Below are 15,575 nucleotides of genomic sequence, written 5' to 3' on the forward strand. Positions count from 1 at the left end.
CCCCGCCACCTCCACAGGTGACGGGGGCCGTTCGCGTCGACCCGGGCTCAGTAGTCCTCGTCGTCGCCCTCGATGGCGGACTGCCGGCCGCTGGAGAGCGCCTCGAAGGCGAGGAACTCGGCCTCGGCCGCGTCCCGCCCCTTCTGCTTCTCGCGGCGGCGGTCGACCGCCGGGCGCGGGTTCTCGAAGCGGTGGTCCTCACCGCGGCGGCCGAGCATCTCGGCACCGGCGGCCATGGTCGGCTCCCAGTCGAAGACGACGGCGTTCTCCTCGGGGCCGATGACGACGGTGTCGCCCTCCTGCGCCCCGATCTTCCACAGCTGATCCTCGACACCGAGGCGGGCCAGCCGGTCGGCGAGGTAGCCGACGGCCTCGTCGTTGCTGAAGTCGGTCTGCCGGACCCAGCGCTCCGGCTTGACGCCGCGGATGTGGTACGCGCCGTCCTCCTCGGTGATGGTGAAGCCCGCGTCGTCCACGGCCTTGGGGCGCAGCACGATCCGGGTCGACTCCTCGGCCGGCTTGGCGGCGCGCGCCTCGGCGACGATCTTCGCCACCGCGAAGCTCAGCTCGCGCAGGCCCTTGCGGGAGGCGGCCGAGACCTCGAACACCTGGTAGCCGCGCTCCTCCAGCGAGGCGCGGGTGAGGTCGGCGATGTCCTGGCCGTCCGGGACGTCCACCTTGTTGAGCGCGACCAGGCGCGGGCGGTCCTCAAGACCGCCGTACTCGGCGAGCTCGGCCTCGATGGTCTCCAGGTCGCTCAGCGGGTCGCGGCCCGGCTCCAGGGTGGCGCAGTCCAGCACGTGCACCAGCACCGAGCAGCGCTCGACGTGCCGCAGGAACTCCAGGCCCAGGCCCCGGCCCTGGCTGGCGCCCGGGATCAGGCCGGGCACGTCGGCGATGGTGTAGACGGTGTCGCCCGCGGTGACCACGCCGAGGTTGGGGACCAGGGTGGTGAACGGGTAGTCCGCGATCTTCGGCTTGGCGGCGGAGAGCACCGAGATCAGCGAGGACTTGCCGGCGCTCGGGTAGCCGACCAGGGCCACGTCGGCGACGGACTTGAGCTCCATCACGATGTCGCGGGCCTCGCCGGGCTCGCCGAGCAGCGCGAAGCCCGGGGCCTTGCGGCGGGCCGAGGCCAGCGCGGCGTTGCCGAGGCCGCCGCGGCCGCCCTGGGCGGCGACGAAGCTGGTGCCGTGGCCGACCAGGTCGGCGAGCACGTTGCCCTGGCGGTCCAGCACCACGGTGCCGTCCGGCACCAGCAGGACGAGGTCCTCGCCGTCGGCGCCGGTGCGGTTGCCGCCCGCCCCGGGCTTGCCGTTGGTCGCCTTGCGCTTGGGCGAGTGGTGGTACTCCAGCAGGGTGGTGACCTGCGAGTCCACGGTGAGGATGACGCTGCCGCCCTCGCCGCCGTTACCGCCGTCCGGGCCGCCGAGCGGCTTGAACTTCTCGCGGTGCACGGAGGCGCAGCCGTGGCCTCCGTTACCCGCGGCGACGTGAAGTTCGACGCGGTCCACGAAGGTGGTCATGGTTGTGCCTCCAGTGCGGATGAGTCTGCTTGCTTGCTGCGTAAAGCCGAAGGGTGGACCGGAACATTCCGGCCCACCCTTCAGTGTGAGTCTGGTGCGACTCGCGAGTCCGCTGGGACTCAGGCCTCGACGGCCACGATGTTGACAACCTTGCGGCCGCGACGGTTGCCGAACTGCACCGCACCGGCGGTCAGCGCGAACAGCGTGTCGTCGCCACCGCGGCCGACACCGGCACCCGGGTGGAAGTGGGTGCCGCGCTGGCGGACGAGGATCTCGCCGGCGGAGACGACCTGGCCGCCGAAGCGCTTCACGCCGAGGCGCTGGGCGTTCGAGTCACGGCCGTTGCGGGTAGAGCTTGCGCCCTTCTTGTGTGCCATATCTCGCTAACCCCTTACTTGCTGACCGAGTCGATGCTGGTGATGCGCACCGCGGTGTGCTTCTGACGGTGACCCTGACGGCGGCGGTAGCCGGTCTTGTTCTTGTAGCGCAGGATGACGATCTTGTCGCCCTTGGTCTGGTCGACCACCTCGGCGTGAGCCTTCACGCCGGCCAGGACCCACGGGTCGGAGGTGACGGCGTCACCGTCGACGACCAGGATGGTCGAGAGCTCCACCGAGTCACCCGGCTTGGCCTCGATACGGTCGATCTCCAGCACGTCGCCGACGGCGACCTTGTGCTGGCGGCCGCCTGCGCGAACGATCGCGTACATGCGGTACCTACTTTCCCAACTCGGTCGGAACTCCCGACGCCAGCCACCTGGGTACGGACACAGGGGCCTCCCCCCGACCGCTCCACGCTGGGCGCGGGGCTCTCGGGGAGGTGATGTGCTCGGGAGCGCGGCGTAGACACGCCGATGGTCAAGAATACGGACCGGTCGCCCCGGGGGCAAACCGGCCCGTACGGCCCGGGGCGGGAGGGTTCCCGCCCCGGGCGTGGGCACTACTCGGCCGCCGTATCACCCTCGGCGGTCGCGGCCTTCTTGGCCGCCGCGCTCGTCCGCTTGGTCGCGGTCTTGCGGGCGGTGGTCTTCTTGGCCGCCGTGGTCGTCTTCTTGGCGGCGGTCTTCTTCGCGGCGGTCTTGCGGGCGGCCCGCTTCTTGGGCGCCGGGGCCTCCTCGGCGGACGCCTCCTCCGCGGGGGCCTCCTCCGCGGGGGTCTCAGCAGCGGGCGCCTCGGCGGCCTCCTCGGCCGGAACCTCGACGACCACCACGGCCTCCGCGACGACCTCCTCGGCGGCCTCGGGCGCGGCCTCCGCGACGGCCTCGGCCGCGGCCTCGGCGGCAGCCTCGACAGCCGGGGCGGCGGCCGCCAGGGCCGCCTCCAGGGCCGCGTCGGCCTTCGCCTGCAGCACCACGATCTCGGCGGCCTGCGGCGCACCCGCCGGAGCCGTCGCCTTGCGCACCGCGCGGCGGCGCGGACGGCCGGCCGGAGCGGCGGCGGGAGCCTCGGCCACCGGCGCCTCCACGGCCTTCGGCGCCTCGACCGGTACGGCCTCGACGGCCTCCGCCTCGACGCCCGGGACCTCCAGGGCCAGCTGGCCCTCGATCTCCTCGCGCACCGGCTCGGCGGGCTCCACGACCGACTCGACGACGGCCTCGGCCACCGGCGACCCGGCCTCGACGGCCTGCGGCTCCTCGTGGCCCGCGCCGCCCTTGCCCCGGCGACGGCGCTTGCCGCCACCCGAGCCCGCCTCGACGGCCGCGGCCGACGGGGCGTGGACATGGGCGCTCGGCTGCTCCATGTGGACGATCACACCGCGGCCGTTGCAGTGCACGCAGGCCTCGGAGAAGGACTCCAGCAGGCCCTGGCCGACCCGCTTGCGGGTCATCTGAACCAGGCCCAGCGAGGTGACCTCGGCCACCTGGTGCTTGGTCCGGTCCCGGCCCAGGCACTCCAGCAGGCGGCGAAGCACCAGGTCGCGGTTGGACTCCAGGACCATGTCGATGAAGTCGATCACGATGATGCCGCCGAGGTCGCGCAGCCGCAGCTGGCGCACGATCTCCTCGGCCGCCTCGATGTTGTTCCGGGTGACCGTCTCCTCCAGGTTGCCGCCCTGGCCGACGAACTTCCCGGTGTTGACGTCGATGACGACCATCGCCTCGGTGCGGTCGATCACCAGCGAACCGCCGCTGGGCAGCCAGACCTTGCGGTCCAGCGCCTTCATCAGCTGCTCGTCGATCCGGTAGGTGGCGAACACGTCCACCTCGGAGGTCCACCGCTGGAGCCGCTCGGCGAGGTCCGGGGCCACGTTGGAGACGTACTCGTGGATGGTCTTCCACGCCTCGTCGCCGGAGACGATGACCTTGGTGAAGTCCTCGTTGAAGATGTCGCGCACGACCCGGACGGTCATGTCCGGCTCGCCGTACAGCAGCGCCGGGGCGTTGCCGGTCGCGGCCTTCTTCTGGATGTCCTCCCACTGCTGCTGGAGGCGCTGGACGTCGCGGGTCAGCTCCTCCTCGGAGGCGCCCTCGGCGGCGGTGCGCACGATGACGCCCGCGTCGTCCGGGACGATCTTCTTGAGGATCTGCTTCAGGCGGGCGCGCTCGTTCTCGGGCAGCTTGCGCGAGATGCCGGTCATCGAGCCCTCGGGCACGTACACCAGGTAGCGGCCGGGCAGCGAGATCTGGCTGGTCAGGCGGGCGCCCTTGTGGCCGATCGGGTCCTTGGAGACCTGCACCAGCACGGACTGGCCGGACTTCAGCACCGACTCGATCCGGCGCGGGCCGCCGTGGCCCAGCGCGCCGAAGTTGACCTCACCGGCGTACAGCACCGCGTTGCGGCCCTTGCCGATGTCGACGAACGCGGCCTCCATGGACGGCAGCACGTTCTGGACCTTGCCCAGGTAGACGTTGCCGACGTACGAGGTGGCCTGCTCCTTGTTGACGTAGTGCTCGACCAGCACGCCGTCCTCAAGGACGCCGATCTGGGTGCGCTGGCCGTTCTGGCGCACCACCATGACGCGCTCGACCGACTCCCGGCGGGCCAGGAACTCGGCCTCGGTGATGATCGGCACCCGGCGGCGGCCCAGCTCGCGGCCCTCGCGGCGGCGCTGCTTCTTCGCCTCCAGACGGGTCGAGCCCTTGATGGACTGCACCTCGTCCGGGTCGAAGGACGGCTCGGTGGAACGGCGGCGCGGCTCGCGCACCTTCACCACCGTGCGGACGCCGTCCTCGGTGGTCTCGGCGGTCTCGACGGCGCCGGCCTCACCGCTGCGGCGGCGACGGCGGCGGCGACGACGGGACGAGGACAGGCCGGCGGCCAGGTCGTCGTCCTCCTCCTCGTCCTCCTCCTCGGCGGCGGCCCGGACCGGCTCCTCAACGGCGGGCTGCTCGGCCTCGACGGCCTCGGCGGCCTCGAACTCCTCGGCCTCGCCACGGCGACGGCGGCGGCCGCCGCGACGGCGACGGCGGGACGGACGGCCGTCCTCCTCCCACTCGCCCTCGGTCTCCGGACCGGCGGCGGGGGCCTCCACGGCGGGTGCCTCGGCGGCCGGGGCCTCCACGGGCGCCTTGGCCGGGGCCTTGGCGGGGGCGGCCTTCACCGGCGCCTCGGCGGCCTGCCTGCGGCGGTTCGGCTCGACCCGGGTGCGGACCCGGCGGCGGCGGCCGACACCGCTGTACTCGTACTCGTCCTCCTCCGAGCGCTGCTCGGCGGCGGCCGGGGCCTCGACCTGGGCCGGGGCGGCGGCGGGCTGCTGCGGCGCGGTGGGAGCGACGTAGGGGGCGGGCTCCTGGAACACCGGGGCCTGGAAGACCGCGGTGGCCGGGCGGACGGCACGGCGGCGCACCCGGTGGTGCGGCTCGGCCTCGGCGGCCGGCGCGGGAGCAGCCGGGGCGGGGGCCTCGGCGGCGGCCTCGACGGCCTCCTCCTCGGGCTCCTCCTCGACGGCGGGCTCCTCGGCCACGGGCTCCTCGACCGGCGCCTCGACCACCGGCGCGGCCTCGACCACGCGACGGCGGCGGGTGCGGCGGGCCGGAGCGGCCGGGGCCTCCTCGGCCACGGGCTCGGCGACGGGCGCCGGAGCCTCGACGGCGGCGGGCTCCTCGGCCGCCGGAACCTCGGCGACGGGCGCCTCGGCCCGCTTGCGGGTCCGACGGGCCCGAGCGGGCTTCTCCGCCTTCTCGTCCGTCCGGTCGGCCTTCGGCTCGGCCTTCTTCTCGGCCTTGGCGGGGGCGGCCTCCTCAACGGCGGCCGCTGCGGCCTCCGGCGCGGTCACGACGATCGCGCCGGCCTCCGGCGCACCCGCCGGGGCCTCGGCCCGCTTGCGGGTCCGGCGGGCCCGGACCGGCTTCTCCGCCACCGGGGCGGCCTCGGCCGCCGGGGCCTCGGCAGCGGGCGCCTCGCGCGCCTCGACCGGCAGGACCGTCTCGGCCGCCTCGACGGCCGCACCCTGCGGGGTGCCCGCCGGGCGGGACACCGCCCGGCGACGACGGCGCGGCGGCGCGGCGGACGCGCCCTCGCCACCGGTCCCGGCGGTTGCGTTCTGTTCCGTGGCCGCAGACTGCTGCGGATCGGTGTTATCGAGCATGCGGGTGGATCTCCCGTCAGGCCCCCGGGCTCCACATCCGGGCACGGTGCGACACCTGTGGGCGGCCGGCATCGCGAGGATGCTCGGGCCGGACCCTCCGACGGTGCCGCCGTGCGGACGCGAGGCCGCACAGGGGCTCGTAGTCTCGCTCGGCGCCCCGCGTTCCGCGGGGTGTCGAAAGTCTTCTGGTCTGACCAGTCTTCTGAGGTTTTCCCAAGCTGAGCCGTCCCCCAACCCCGGGTGGCTCCCGGAAGGGGTCCCGGGCCCACCGACCGTCCTGGTCGGCGGGCCCCGAGAGGCCGGCCTGTGCTGCGACGACGCTCGCTCCCCTGGGGAGCCGCGGGAACCCTGGAGGACCGTCGGATCCAGTGAGGCACTGGATCCGGCCTCCGCCCCCTAGGCGGACGCGGTAGCGCGCGGCCCGGCGGCCGTTTCTCAGCCGGCCGGGGCCGCGGCGCGGTCGAGCGCCAGCGGGTCGGTCACCGTGCCCGACTCCTCGTCGAGCGGCCCCTGCGCCAGCCTGGTCACCTCTGCGGGGACCGGCGGCGCCAGGTCGGCCGTCGCACGGAGACCGGACAATACGTCGTCGGGTCGTACGGCGGGTGTGGCGTGTCGTACTACCAGGCGCAGTATCGCACAGGGACGGCCGGTCCGAACATCGTGGTCGGTTCCGGCGGCCGTGTCCGTACCACCGTCGACCTGCGACTCGACGGCTTCCAGCGCCGCCACCGCACCGCGCGCGTCGAAGACCCGCACGCCGTTCTTGGTCCGGCGCTCGACCTCGACCTTCTCCTCGGCGAGGAACGCGCGGACGGCCTTGGCCGCCTGGTCCGGCTCGACACCGTCCAGGCGCACCAGCCACTCGGAGGCCTCCAGCCGCTCCACGAAGTTCGGCGTCCGGACCTCGACCGCGTCGATCACGTCCAGGCCGGCGGGCAGCGACTCGTCCAGCTGCGCCCGCAGCTGCTCGGGGTCGCGCACGGCGGCCAGGCCGATCTCCAGGTACTCCGCCTCGCTCGCCACCCCGGTGGGGGCGGCGTTGGCGTAGGACACCTTCGGGTGCGGGGTGAAGCCGGCCGAGTAGGCCATCGGAACGGCGGACCGGCGCAGGGCGCGCTCGAAGGCGCGCTGGAAGTCACGGTGGCTGGTGAAGCGGAGCCGGCCGCGCTTGGTGTAGCGGAGACGAATCCGCTGCACCGTCGGCGCGGGCGGCGGACCGTCGGGCGTACGGCGTGCCAGGGTCGCTCAGTCCTTTAGTCAATTGTCCCCGTCCGGCGCGGCGCGTTCCCGCCACGGCCCGGACTCTGTCACCTCAAAGGGTACGCGCCCCGCCGCCCCCCTCGCTCCGCCCCTGGTCAGCCCCCACCCGAACCCATCCCGAACCCACCCCGGCCCCCACAGCACGGGAGCCCTCCCCGACACCACCGGGAAGGGCTCCGCACCGACCCCGAACCCTCCGAGGCCGTGAACTAACTCACACCACAGCTCGCCTACTTGTTCACGACCGTCAGCGGCAGCAGCTTCTTGCCCGTCGGGCCGACCTGGATGTGGGTGTCCATCTGGGGGCACACGCCGCAGTCGAAGCACGGCGTCCAGCGGCAGTCGTCGACCTCGACCTCCTCCAGGGCGTCCTGCCAGTCCTCCCACAGCCAGTCCTTGTCGAGGCCGCTGTCCAGGTGGTCCCAGGGCAGCACCTCCTCGTAGGTGCGCTCGCGGGTGGTGTACCAGTCGACGTCGACACCGGTGCCGGCCAGGCCCTTCTCGGCGGAGGCCATCCAGCGGTCGTACGAGAAGTACTCGCGCCAGCCGTCGAAGCGGCCGCCGTCCTCGTAGACCGCGCGGATGACCGCGCCGACGCGGCGGTCGCCGCGGGAGAGCAGGCCCTCGACGATGCCGGGCTTGCCGTCGTGGTAGCGGTAGCCGATGTTCTTGCCGTACTTGCGGTCGCCGCGGATCGAGTCGCGCAGCTTGGCCAGGCGGGCGTCGGTGGCCTCGGCGGACAGCTGCGGGGCCCACTGGAACGGGGTGTGCGGCTTGGGCACGAACCCGCCGATGGAGACGGTGCAGCGGATGTCGTTCTGGCCGGTGACCTCGCGGCCCTTCTGGATGACGTTCTTCGCCATCTCACCGATCTGGAGCACGTCCTCGTCGGTCTCGGTGGGCAGGCCGCACATGAAGTACAGCTTCACCTGGCGCCAGCCGTTGCCGTAGGCGGTGGCGACGGTGCGGATCAGGTCCTCCTCCGACACCATCTTGTTGATCACCTTGCGCATGCGCTCGCTGCCGCCCTCGGGGGCGAAGGTGAGCCCGGAGCGGCGCCCGTTGCGGGACAGCTCGTTGGCGAGGTCGATGTTGAAGGCGTCGACGCGGGTGGACGGCAGCGAGAGGCCGATCTTGTCCTCGGTGTAGCGGTCCGCCAGGCCCTTGGCGATGTCGCCGATCTCGGTGTGGTCGGCGCTGGACAGCGACAGCAGGCCGACCTCCTCGAAGCCGGTCGCCTTGAGCCCGCGCTCCACCATCTCGCCGATGCCGGTGATGCTTCGCTCCCGCACGGGGCGCGTGATCATGCCGGCCTGGCAGAAGCGGCAGCCGCGGGTGCAGCCGCGGAAGATCTCCACGGACATCCGCTCGTGCACCGTCTCCGCGAGCGGGACGAGCGGCTGCTTCGGGTACGGCCACTCGTCGAGGTCCATCACGGTGTGCTTGGACACCCGCCACGGCACGCCCGGGGCGTTCGGCACGACGCGGCCGATCCGGCCGTCGGCCAGGTACTCCACGTCGTAGAACTTGGGCACGTACACCCCGCCGGTACGGGCCAGGCGCAGCAGCAGCTCGTCCCGGCCGCCCGGGCGGCCCTCGGCCTTCCAGGCGCGGATGATCTCCGTGATGTCGAGCACGGCCTGCTCGCCGTCACCGATCACCGCGCAGTCCAGGAAGTCCGCGATCGGCTCCGGGTTGAAGGCCGCGTGGCCGCCGGCGAGGACGATCGGGTCGTCCTCGGTGCGGTCCTTGGCCTCCAGCGGGATGCCGGCCAGGTCGAGCGCGGTCAGCATGTTGGTGTAGCCGAGCTCGGTGGAGAAGGACAGCCCGAACACGTCGAACGCCTTCACCGGCCGGTGGGCGTCCACCGTGAACTGCGGGACGCGGTGCTCGCGCATCAGCGCTTCGAGGTCCGGCCAGACGCTGTAGGTGCGCTCGGCCAGCACGCCCTCGCGCTCGTTCAGCACCTCGTAGAGGATCATGACGCCCTGGTTGGGCAGCCCGACCTCGTAGGCGTCGGGATACATCAGCGCCCAGCGGACGTCGCAGGCGTCCCAGTCCTTGACGGTCGAGTTGAGCTCGCCGCCGACGTACTGGATCGGCTTCTGGACGTGCGGGAGGAGTGCCTCCAGGCGTGGGAAGACCGATTCGACAGTCATGTACTAGGAACCCTTACGACGTGATTCGGTGCCGCGAGCCGGCACGGGAGGGGTGACCCTCAAGGGTAGCCCAATCCGGGGATCGACCCGTCTGCGCCGGAGCCGGCCCCGGCACGCCCCGGCGCGATCCGCCCCCCGCCGGTGACCGCCCTGGCACGCGCGGTGCGCGCCCGCCGCCGGGCGCCGTCCGCCGTTGACACGCCCGGACGGCCCGTGCGGTACTGACCGGGCCCTGCCCAAGGCCCTGCACCCCTTCCCGTGGCGGGAGTTGGGTCGTACGCTCGGCCAACGCCGACTCCCCCGGCGGCCCGTTCGCCCCAGCACGCCCTCCCCCGTCCCCCGCAGGGCCCCTCCCCGGCCCCGCACAGCCCGTCCCCGGCCCGCAGGCCGCGGCCGGCGGCGCGGCACGCCCGCGCCCCGGCGGCCGTACGACCGGTCGCAAGGAGAACCATGACCGACACCGGTCGGCGGGTCCGGCCCCTGTCCCCGCGGACCCCCGACGCCCGTCCGGCCCGCTACCCCACCCCGGCCCAGGCCGAGTGCGCGGCCAGGCGGCTCGCCCTGCGCCACCCGGACCGCTGCCGACTGCGCGAGGTGGGCCGCTCCCGGGCCGGACGCCCCCTGCTGCTGCTCTCGGTGGACCGGGGGCCGCGCACCGTGCTGGTGGTCGGCGGCCCGCACCCGAACGAGCCGATCGGCACCGCCGCCGCGGTCCGGCTCGCCGAGGTGCTGCTGGAGCGCCCCGCCCGGCCCGGCCTGTCCTGGCACCTGCTGCTGTGCCTGGACCCGGACGGCGCCGCGCTCAACGCCGGCTGGCTGGACGGACCGCTCACCATGCGCCGCCACTACGAGCACTTCTTCCGCCCCGCGTTCGAGGAGCAGCCCGAGCTGCTGCCCGCCCCCGGCTCCGGCCGCCCACCGATGCCGGAGAGCGTGGCGCTGATCGGGCTGATCGACGAGCTGCGCCCCTTCCTCCAGTGCTCGCTGCACGGGGTGGACTTCGGCGGCGCCTTCGTCCAGCTGACCGGGCCGGTCCGCGGTCTGGCCGAGCGCTTCGCCCGCTCCGCCGATCGGGCCGGCATCCCGCTCGACGTGGACTCCTACGACGCCGTCGGCTGGAGCAGCCCGGCCCCCGGCACCTATCTGATGCCGGCGCCCGGCGGCCCGGGGACCTCCCGGGCGCTGCCGGACGAGCCCGAGCTGTCCACCTGGGCCTACGCGGCCCGGTACGGCGCGGTGACCGCCGTCCTGGAGGTCCCGATGTGGGCGGTGGACGCGGTTGGCGACGCCCGTACGCATCCGGCCGGACCACAGGTCGTCGGCGACGCCGCCCGCGAGCTCACCGCCCGCGCCGAGGAGCTCACCGCCCTGCTCGCCCGCGTCCCGGCGCAGGCCCGGGAGGCGTACGGCCCGCTGGCGCGCACCGCGGAGTTCAACCTGGGTGTGGCCCCGCGGGTGGCCGCCGAGTGGCTGGAGCTGTGGTGCCAGGGGCCGCTGAGCGCCGCCCGGGCGACCACCGCAGGGCTGGTCGCGGCCCGGCTGCCGCTGCGGGTCGCCTCGATCCTGCTGCGGCTGCTCGCGGACGCCCGCGGCCCGGCCGCCGAGGCCGCCCGGGAGCGCGCCCGCGCCGTGGTGGCGGACAGCCTGGACCGGCTGCGCAGCCGCTTCGGCGCTCGCTGGGTCCCGGTGCAGGAGCAGCTGGCCCACCAGACCCGGGCGATCCTCACCGCCGCCGACTGTCTGCTGCACCCGATCTGACGTACCGTCACCCAACCAGGGACGCAAGGCGCAGGGGCCGGCCCGGGAGTACCCCGGACCGGCCCCTGCCGTCGACCGCTCAGGCCGCTATCGGCCGTTGGCTGCGCACCGCCTGGAGCAGCCCGATGCCGATCCAGACCGCGAACATCGACGAGCCGCCGTAGGAGACGAAGGGCAGCGGGATGCCGGCGACCGGCATGATGCCCAGGCACATCCCTATGTTCTCGAAGGCCTGGAAGGAGAACCAGGCGATGATCCCGGCCGCCACGATCGTCCCGTACAGGTCGGTCGCCTGGCGGGCGATCCGGCAGGCGCGCCACAGGATCACGCCGACCAGGGCGATTATGGCGAGCGCCCCGACGAAGCCGAGCTCCTCACCGGCGACGGTGAACACGAAGTCGGTCTGCTGCTCCGGCACGAACTGCCCGACGGTCTGGGTGCCGTGGAACAGCCCCTTGCCCATCAGCCCGCCCGAGCCGATCGCGATCCGGGCCTGTGCGGTGTTGTAGCCGACGCCGTTGGGGTCGAGCTGGGGGTTGGCGAAGGCGGCGAAGCGGTCGATCTGGTACTGGCTCAGCAGCCCGAGCTTCCAGATCGCGATGCTGCCGCCGACGCCGAGCGCGAGGATGCCGAGCACCCAGCGGTTGGCGGCGCCGGAGCCGAGCAGGATGCCCAGCACGATCGCGGACATCACCATGACCGACCCGGCGTCCGGCATCAGCAGGACGAGGCCCATCGGCACGCAGGCCCAGATCAGGCCCCGGAACACCACCCGGTGCGAGGGGAACTCCCGCTCCCCCGCGTCGACCTGGTCCGACAGCACGACGGCCATCGCCAGCAGGATGGCGATCTTCGCGAACTCGGCCGGCTGGACGGAGAAGCCGCCGCCGAGCTGGATCCACGAGTGGGCGCCGTTGACGGTCGAGCCGATCGGGCTGAGCGTCGCCAGCAGCAGCACGATCACGCCGACGTAGATGAAGGGGACCAGGGTGCGGACCCGCCGGGCTCCTATCCCTATCACCACGGCGCACAGCACCAGGCCGATGACGAAGTTCGTCAGGTGCCGGTAGAGGAAGTACTGCGGGTCCCCGTGGGTGAGGTTGTCGCGCCCGCGGGTGGCCGACCACACCAGCAGCGAGCTGCCGGCCGACAGGGCCAGTCCGGCCAGCAGCAGTATCCAGTCCAGCCGCCAGAGCGGGGAGTCCTTGGCCAGGGCCTTGGAGACCCCGCTGCGCTGGGGGGTCAGCCGCAGCTGCCGGTACGAGCCGTAGGAGCTCATGCCCGTCCCCTTCCCTGGCGGTTGGTCGGTTCGAGCGCCGCGTCGGCGGCGGTGTACGAGGCGGATCCGCCGGCCGGCGGCGCGGGATCGAGGAAGGTCGCCGAGGGGTCGTAGCCCGTCGCCGCGGCCTGCCCGGCGTCCGACGGGGCAACGGCCGCGACCGGAGCCGAAACCGGGGCCGACGCCGAAACCGGAGCCGATCCCGGGGCCGACGCCGAAGCGGAAGCCGGGGCGACGGAGCCCTGCGCCGGGTCGACGGTGTAGGCGGCCGGCTTGATGATCGCGGTGCCGTCCGGGTTGAACTTCGGCAGGTCGCCCTGCGGCGTCGGCAGCAGCGCCTTGCCGTTGTCGATGTTGCCCTTGTCGTCCACGCCGTACAGCGCCTGGTAGATCCGGCGGATGGCGTCGCCGGAGCCGCCGGAGCCGGTGCCGCCCTGGCTGATCGTCATGATGACCGCGTAGTCCTTGCTGTACGTGTCCAGCCAGGAGGTGGTCTGCTTGCCCTCGACCTCGGCGGTGCCGGTCTTGGCGTGCAGCGCGATCTTGTCCTGCGGCCAGCCGTTGAACTTCCAGGCGGCGGTACCGCTGGTGATGACGCCCGCGGTGGCCTGGTCGATGTAGCTGAGCAGCTTCTGGTCGCCGGGGAACTTGGCGTCCGCGTGCGGGGCGATCTCGCGGACGAGGTCCCCGCTCGGGCTTATCACCGCCTTGGCGACGGTCGGCCGGTAGAAGGTGCCGCCGTTGGCCAGCGCCGAGTAGATCCGGGCCATCTGGACCGGGGTGACGAGGGTGTCGCCCTGGCCGATCGCGTAGTTGACGGCGTCACCTGCGCGCATCTGGTAGCCGTCGACGCAGTTCTCCTTGGCGATCTGGTCGGAGAAGCTGGTGCCGCCCTTCTGCGCCTGCGCGCACCAGGCGTCCTTGTTGTTGTCGTAGAAGGACTGCTTCCACTGCCGGTCCGGCACCCGGCCGGGGACCTCGGACGGCAGGTCGATGCCGGTCTTGGCGCCGAGGCCGAACTCATGGGCGGTCTTGAAGAACCAGTCGGCCGGGTCCTTCTTCGGCTTGATGCCGCCGTCCTTCATCCACTGGTCGTACGCCAGGCCGTAGAAGACGGTGTCGCAGGAGACCTCCAGCGCCTTCTCCAGGGAGATGGAACCGAAGCTCTCGCTCTCGAAGTTCTTGAACTCACGGCCGCCGATGGTCATGGCCTTCGGGCACGGGTAGGTGCCGTCCAGCGAGTAGCCGGCCTGCACGGCGGCGGTGGTGGAGACGACCTTGAAGGTCGAGCCGGGGGCGGACTGACCCTGTATGGCCCGGTTGAGCAGCGGGAAGTTGGAGTCCTTGCTGGTCAGCGACTGGTAGTCCTTGCCGCTGATGCCGCCCACCCACAGGTTGGGGTCGTAGGTCGGGGCGCTGGCCATCGCGATGATCCGGCCGGTGTGCACGTCCATCACGACGGCGGCGCCGGAGTCGGCCTCGTAGTTGCGGTTGGTGACCTTGTCGAAGGTCTTCCGGGCGTCGGCCATGGCCTGCGCCAGGTTGTCCTCGACGACCTTCTGCACCCGGGCGTCGATGCTGGTGACCAGGTTGTTGCCGGTCTGCGGGGCGACGGTGCCGGCGGTGCCGATCACCCGGCCGAGATTGTCCACCTCCAGCTTGGTGATGCCCGCCGTACCGCGCAGGTCGCGGTCGTACACCGACTCCAGGCCGGCCCGGCCGATCTGGTCGGCCGGCAGGTAGCGGTCCAGGCCGCTCTTGTCGGCGGTCTTGCTGACCTCCTCGTCGGTGACCGGCGAGAGGTAGCCGAGCACCTGGGCCATGTTGGAGCCCTCGGCGCCGGTGTAGTGACGCACGGCGGTGGGCTGCGCGGTGACCCCGGGGAAGTCCTCGCGGCGCTCCATTATCTGCATCGCCTGCTGGGTGGTCGCCTCCTTGGTGACCGGGATCGGCTGGTACGGCGAGCCGTTCCAGCACGGCTGCGGCGTCTTGGCGTCGCAGAGCCGGACCTTCTCCTGGACGTCCTTGGCGGGCATCCCGAGCACCTCGGCCAGTCGGCCCAGCACCGCCTTGCCGCCGTCCTTCTGCTGGAGCAGCGAGGTGCGGCTGACGGAGACCACCAGCCGGGTCTCGTTGCCGGCCAGGATCCGCCCGGAGGCGTCCAGGATCTCGCCGCGGACGGCGGGTTCGACCACCTCGCGGATGTGGTTGCCGGTCGCCTTGGCGGTGTACTCCTTGGCGTTGCGGATCTGCAGGTACCACAGCCGTCCGCCGAGGGTGGCGAGCAGCGACAGCACCAGGATCTGCAGCACCACCAGACGGATCGTCACCCGCCGGGTGCGGCCGGTCTCGGGGATGTTGCTCACGTCTCGTGCGCTCCAGGGATGCGGGAGGATCAGGAGGTCGGGGGCCTGGACGGGCCGCTACGGGCGGCGGGCGAAGCCGGGGATGCGCCGCTTCTTGTAGGACGGCCCGGCCGAGACCTCGCGCGTGGTGCGGTAGCGGGCCAGCGTGCCCAGTCCCGGGCCGCCCTGGTCGTCGTCGCTGGCGGCGGCCACCGGGTCGCGGCCGAAGCGGCGGCCGAGCAGCATCACCAGCGGCACCACGAACGGCGCCAGCAGCAGGTCGTACAGCAGGGCGCTGATCACCAGTCCGCCGAGGCCGACGTGCCGGGCCGCGGTGTCGCCGACCAGGGCGCCGACCATCGCGTACAGCAGGGTGGAGGCGATCGCGGCGGCACCGACGACCATCAGCGCGCTGGAGACGGAGCGCTGGCGGCCGTGCTCGGGGCGCAGCAGTCCGGCGGCGTAGCCCATCAGGCAGAGCACCAGGGCGTAGCGCCCGATCGCGTGGTCGGAGGGCGGTGCGAGGTCGGCCAGCAGGCCGCCCGAGAAGCCGACCAGGCTGCCGCCGGCCGGGCCGTAGACCATGGCCAGGCCGACCACGATGAGCAGCAGTATGTCCGGGGTGGCTCCCGGGAGCTGGAGCCGGCCGAAGACGCTGACCTGGAGGATCAGGCCGAACAGGACCAGCGCGGCGGAGACGGGGATGCGGGCGAGGCGCATG

9 protein-coding genes and 1 pseudogene are annotated in these 15,575 nt (G+C 73.0%); 1 reads left to right on the plus strand and 9 read right to left on the minus strand.

Features of this window, described 5'->3' with window-relative positions:
- Positions 1-47: 47 nt before the first annotated feature.
- The 6 genes from obgE to ACZ6Z8_RS08060 all read right to left on the minus strand — a co-directional run bounded on the left by obgE (position 48) and on the right by ACZ6Z8_RS08060 (position 9,472).
- A complete protein-coding gene (gene obgE / locus ACZ6Z8_RS08035) occupies positions 48-1,526 on the minus strand; it encodes a GTPase ObgE (RefSeq protein WP_465607381.1) in 1,479 nt (492 codons plus the stop codon).
- 119 nt (positions 1,527-1,645) lie between these two features.
- Entirely contained in the window at positions 1,646-1,903 is a 258-nt protein-coding gene (rpmA, locus tag ACZ6Z8_RS08040; RefSeq protein ID WP_030058248.1) for a 50S ribosomal protein L27, read from the minus strand.
- 14 nt (positions 1,904-1,917) lie between these two features.
- Positions 1,918-2,235, minus strand: a complete 318-nt coding sequence (gene rplU / locus ACZ6Z8_RS08045; protein ID WP_030233759.1) for a 50S ribosomal protein L21 — start codon at positions 2,233-2,235, stop codon at positions 1,918-1,920.
- Positions 2,236-2,465: 230 nt separating this feature from the next.
- Positions 2,466-6,053, minus strand: a complete 3,588-nt coding sequence (locus ACZ6Z8_RS08050; RefSeq protein ID WP_465607383.1) for an Rne/Rng family ribonuclease — start codon at positions 6,051-6,053, stop codon at positions 2,466-2,468.
- Between the two features lie 435 nt (positions 6,054-6,488).
- Positions 6,489-7,250 carry a TIGR03936 family radical SAM-associated protein gene (locus tag ACZ6Z8_RS08055; RefSeq protein ID WP_465607385.1) on the minus strand — a complete coding sequence of 254 codons (762 nt, stop codon included), beginning with the start codon at positions 7,248-7,250 and terminating at the stop codon, positions 6,489-6,491.
- A 293-nt stretch (positions 7,251-7,543) separates the two neighbouring features.
- Positions 7,544-9,472, minus strand: a complete 1,929-nt coding sequence (locus ACZ6Z8_RS08060) for a TIGR03960 family B12-binding radical SAM protein (RefSeq protein WP_465607387.1) — start codon at positions 9,470-9,472, stop codon at positions 7,544-7,546.
- 450 nt (positions 9,473-9,922) lie between these two features.
- On the opposite strand from ACZ6Z8_RS08060, the pseudogene ACZ6Z8_RS08065 reads away from it, so the two are divergent.
- Positions 9,923-10,264: pseudogene (locus ACZ6Z8_RS08065) on the plus strand (M14 family zinc carboxypeptidase); the annotation flags it as partial.
- 1,045 nt (positions 10,265-11,309) lie between these two features.
- Here ACZ6Z8_RS08065 and rodA read toward each other — a convergent pair.
- From rodA to mreD, 3 genes are read right to left on the minus strand one after another with little or no spacing between them, the layout of a single operon-like run.
- Entirely contained in the window at positions 11,310-12,509 is a 1,200-nt protein-coding gene (gene rodA / locus ACZ6Z8_RS08070; RefSeq protein WP_465607389.1) for a rod shape-determining protein RodA, read from the minus strand.
- Positions 12,506-14,875: a penicillin-binding protein 2 gene (gene mrdA, locus ACZ6Z8_RS08075; RefSeq protein WP_465607391.1), complete on the minus strand. Its 2,370-nt coding sequence runs from the start codon at positions 14,873-14,875 to the stop codon at positions 12,506-12,508. Before mrdA ends, rodA begins: the two co-directional genes overlap by 4 nt.
- A gap of 57 nt (positions 14,876-14,932) precedes the next feature.
- Entirely contained in the window at positions 14,933-15,574 is a 642-nt protein-coding gene (mreD, locus tag ACZ6Z8_RS08080; protein WP_465607393.1) for a rod shape-determining protein MreD, read from the minus strand.
- Position 15,575 lies beyond the last annotated feature (1 nt).

This window comes from Kitasatospora sp. NPDC101108 (assembly GCF_055584725.1).

Bases quoted from the DNA above. Each gene is read 5' to 3' on its own strand.
- rpmA (WP_030058248.1), bottom strand. From the start codon at position 1,903: ATGGCACACAAGAAGGGCGCAAGCTCTACCCGCAACGGCCGTGACTCG.
- mreD (WP_465607393.1), bottom strand. From the start codon at position 15,574: ATGCGCCTCGCCCGCATCCCCGTCTCCGCCGCGCTGGTCCTGTTCGGC.
- rodA (WP_465607389.1), bottom strand. From the start codon at position 12,509: ATGAGCTCCTACGGCTCGTACCGGCAGCTGCGGCTGACCCCCCAGCGC.
- ACZ6Z8_RS08050 (WP_465607383.1), bottom strand. From the start codon at position 6,053: ATGCTCGATAACACCGATCCGCAGCAGTCTGCGGCCACGGAACAGAAC.
- obgE (WP_465607381.1), bottom strand. From the start codon at position 1,526: ATGACCACCTTCGTGGACCGCGTCGAACTTCACGTCGCCGCGGGTAAC.
- rplU (WP_030233759.1), bottom strand. From the start codon at position 2,235: ATGTACGCGATCGTTCGCGCAGGCGGCCGCCAGCACAAGGTCGCCGTC.
- ACZ6Z8_RS08060 (WP_465607387.1), bottom strand. From the start codon at position 9,472: ATGACTGTCGAATCGGTCTTCCCACGCCTGGAGGCACTCCTCCCGCAC.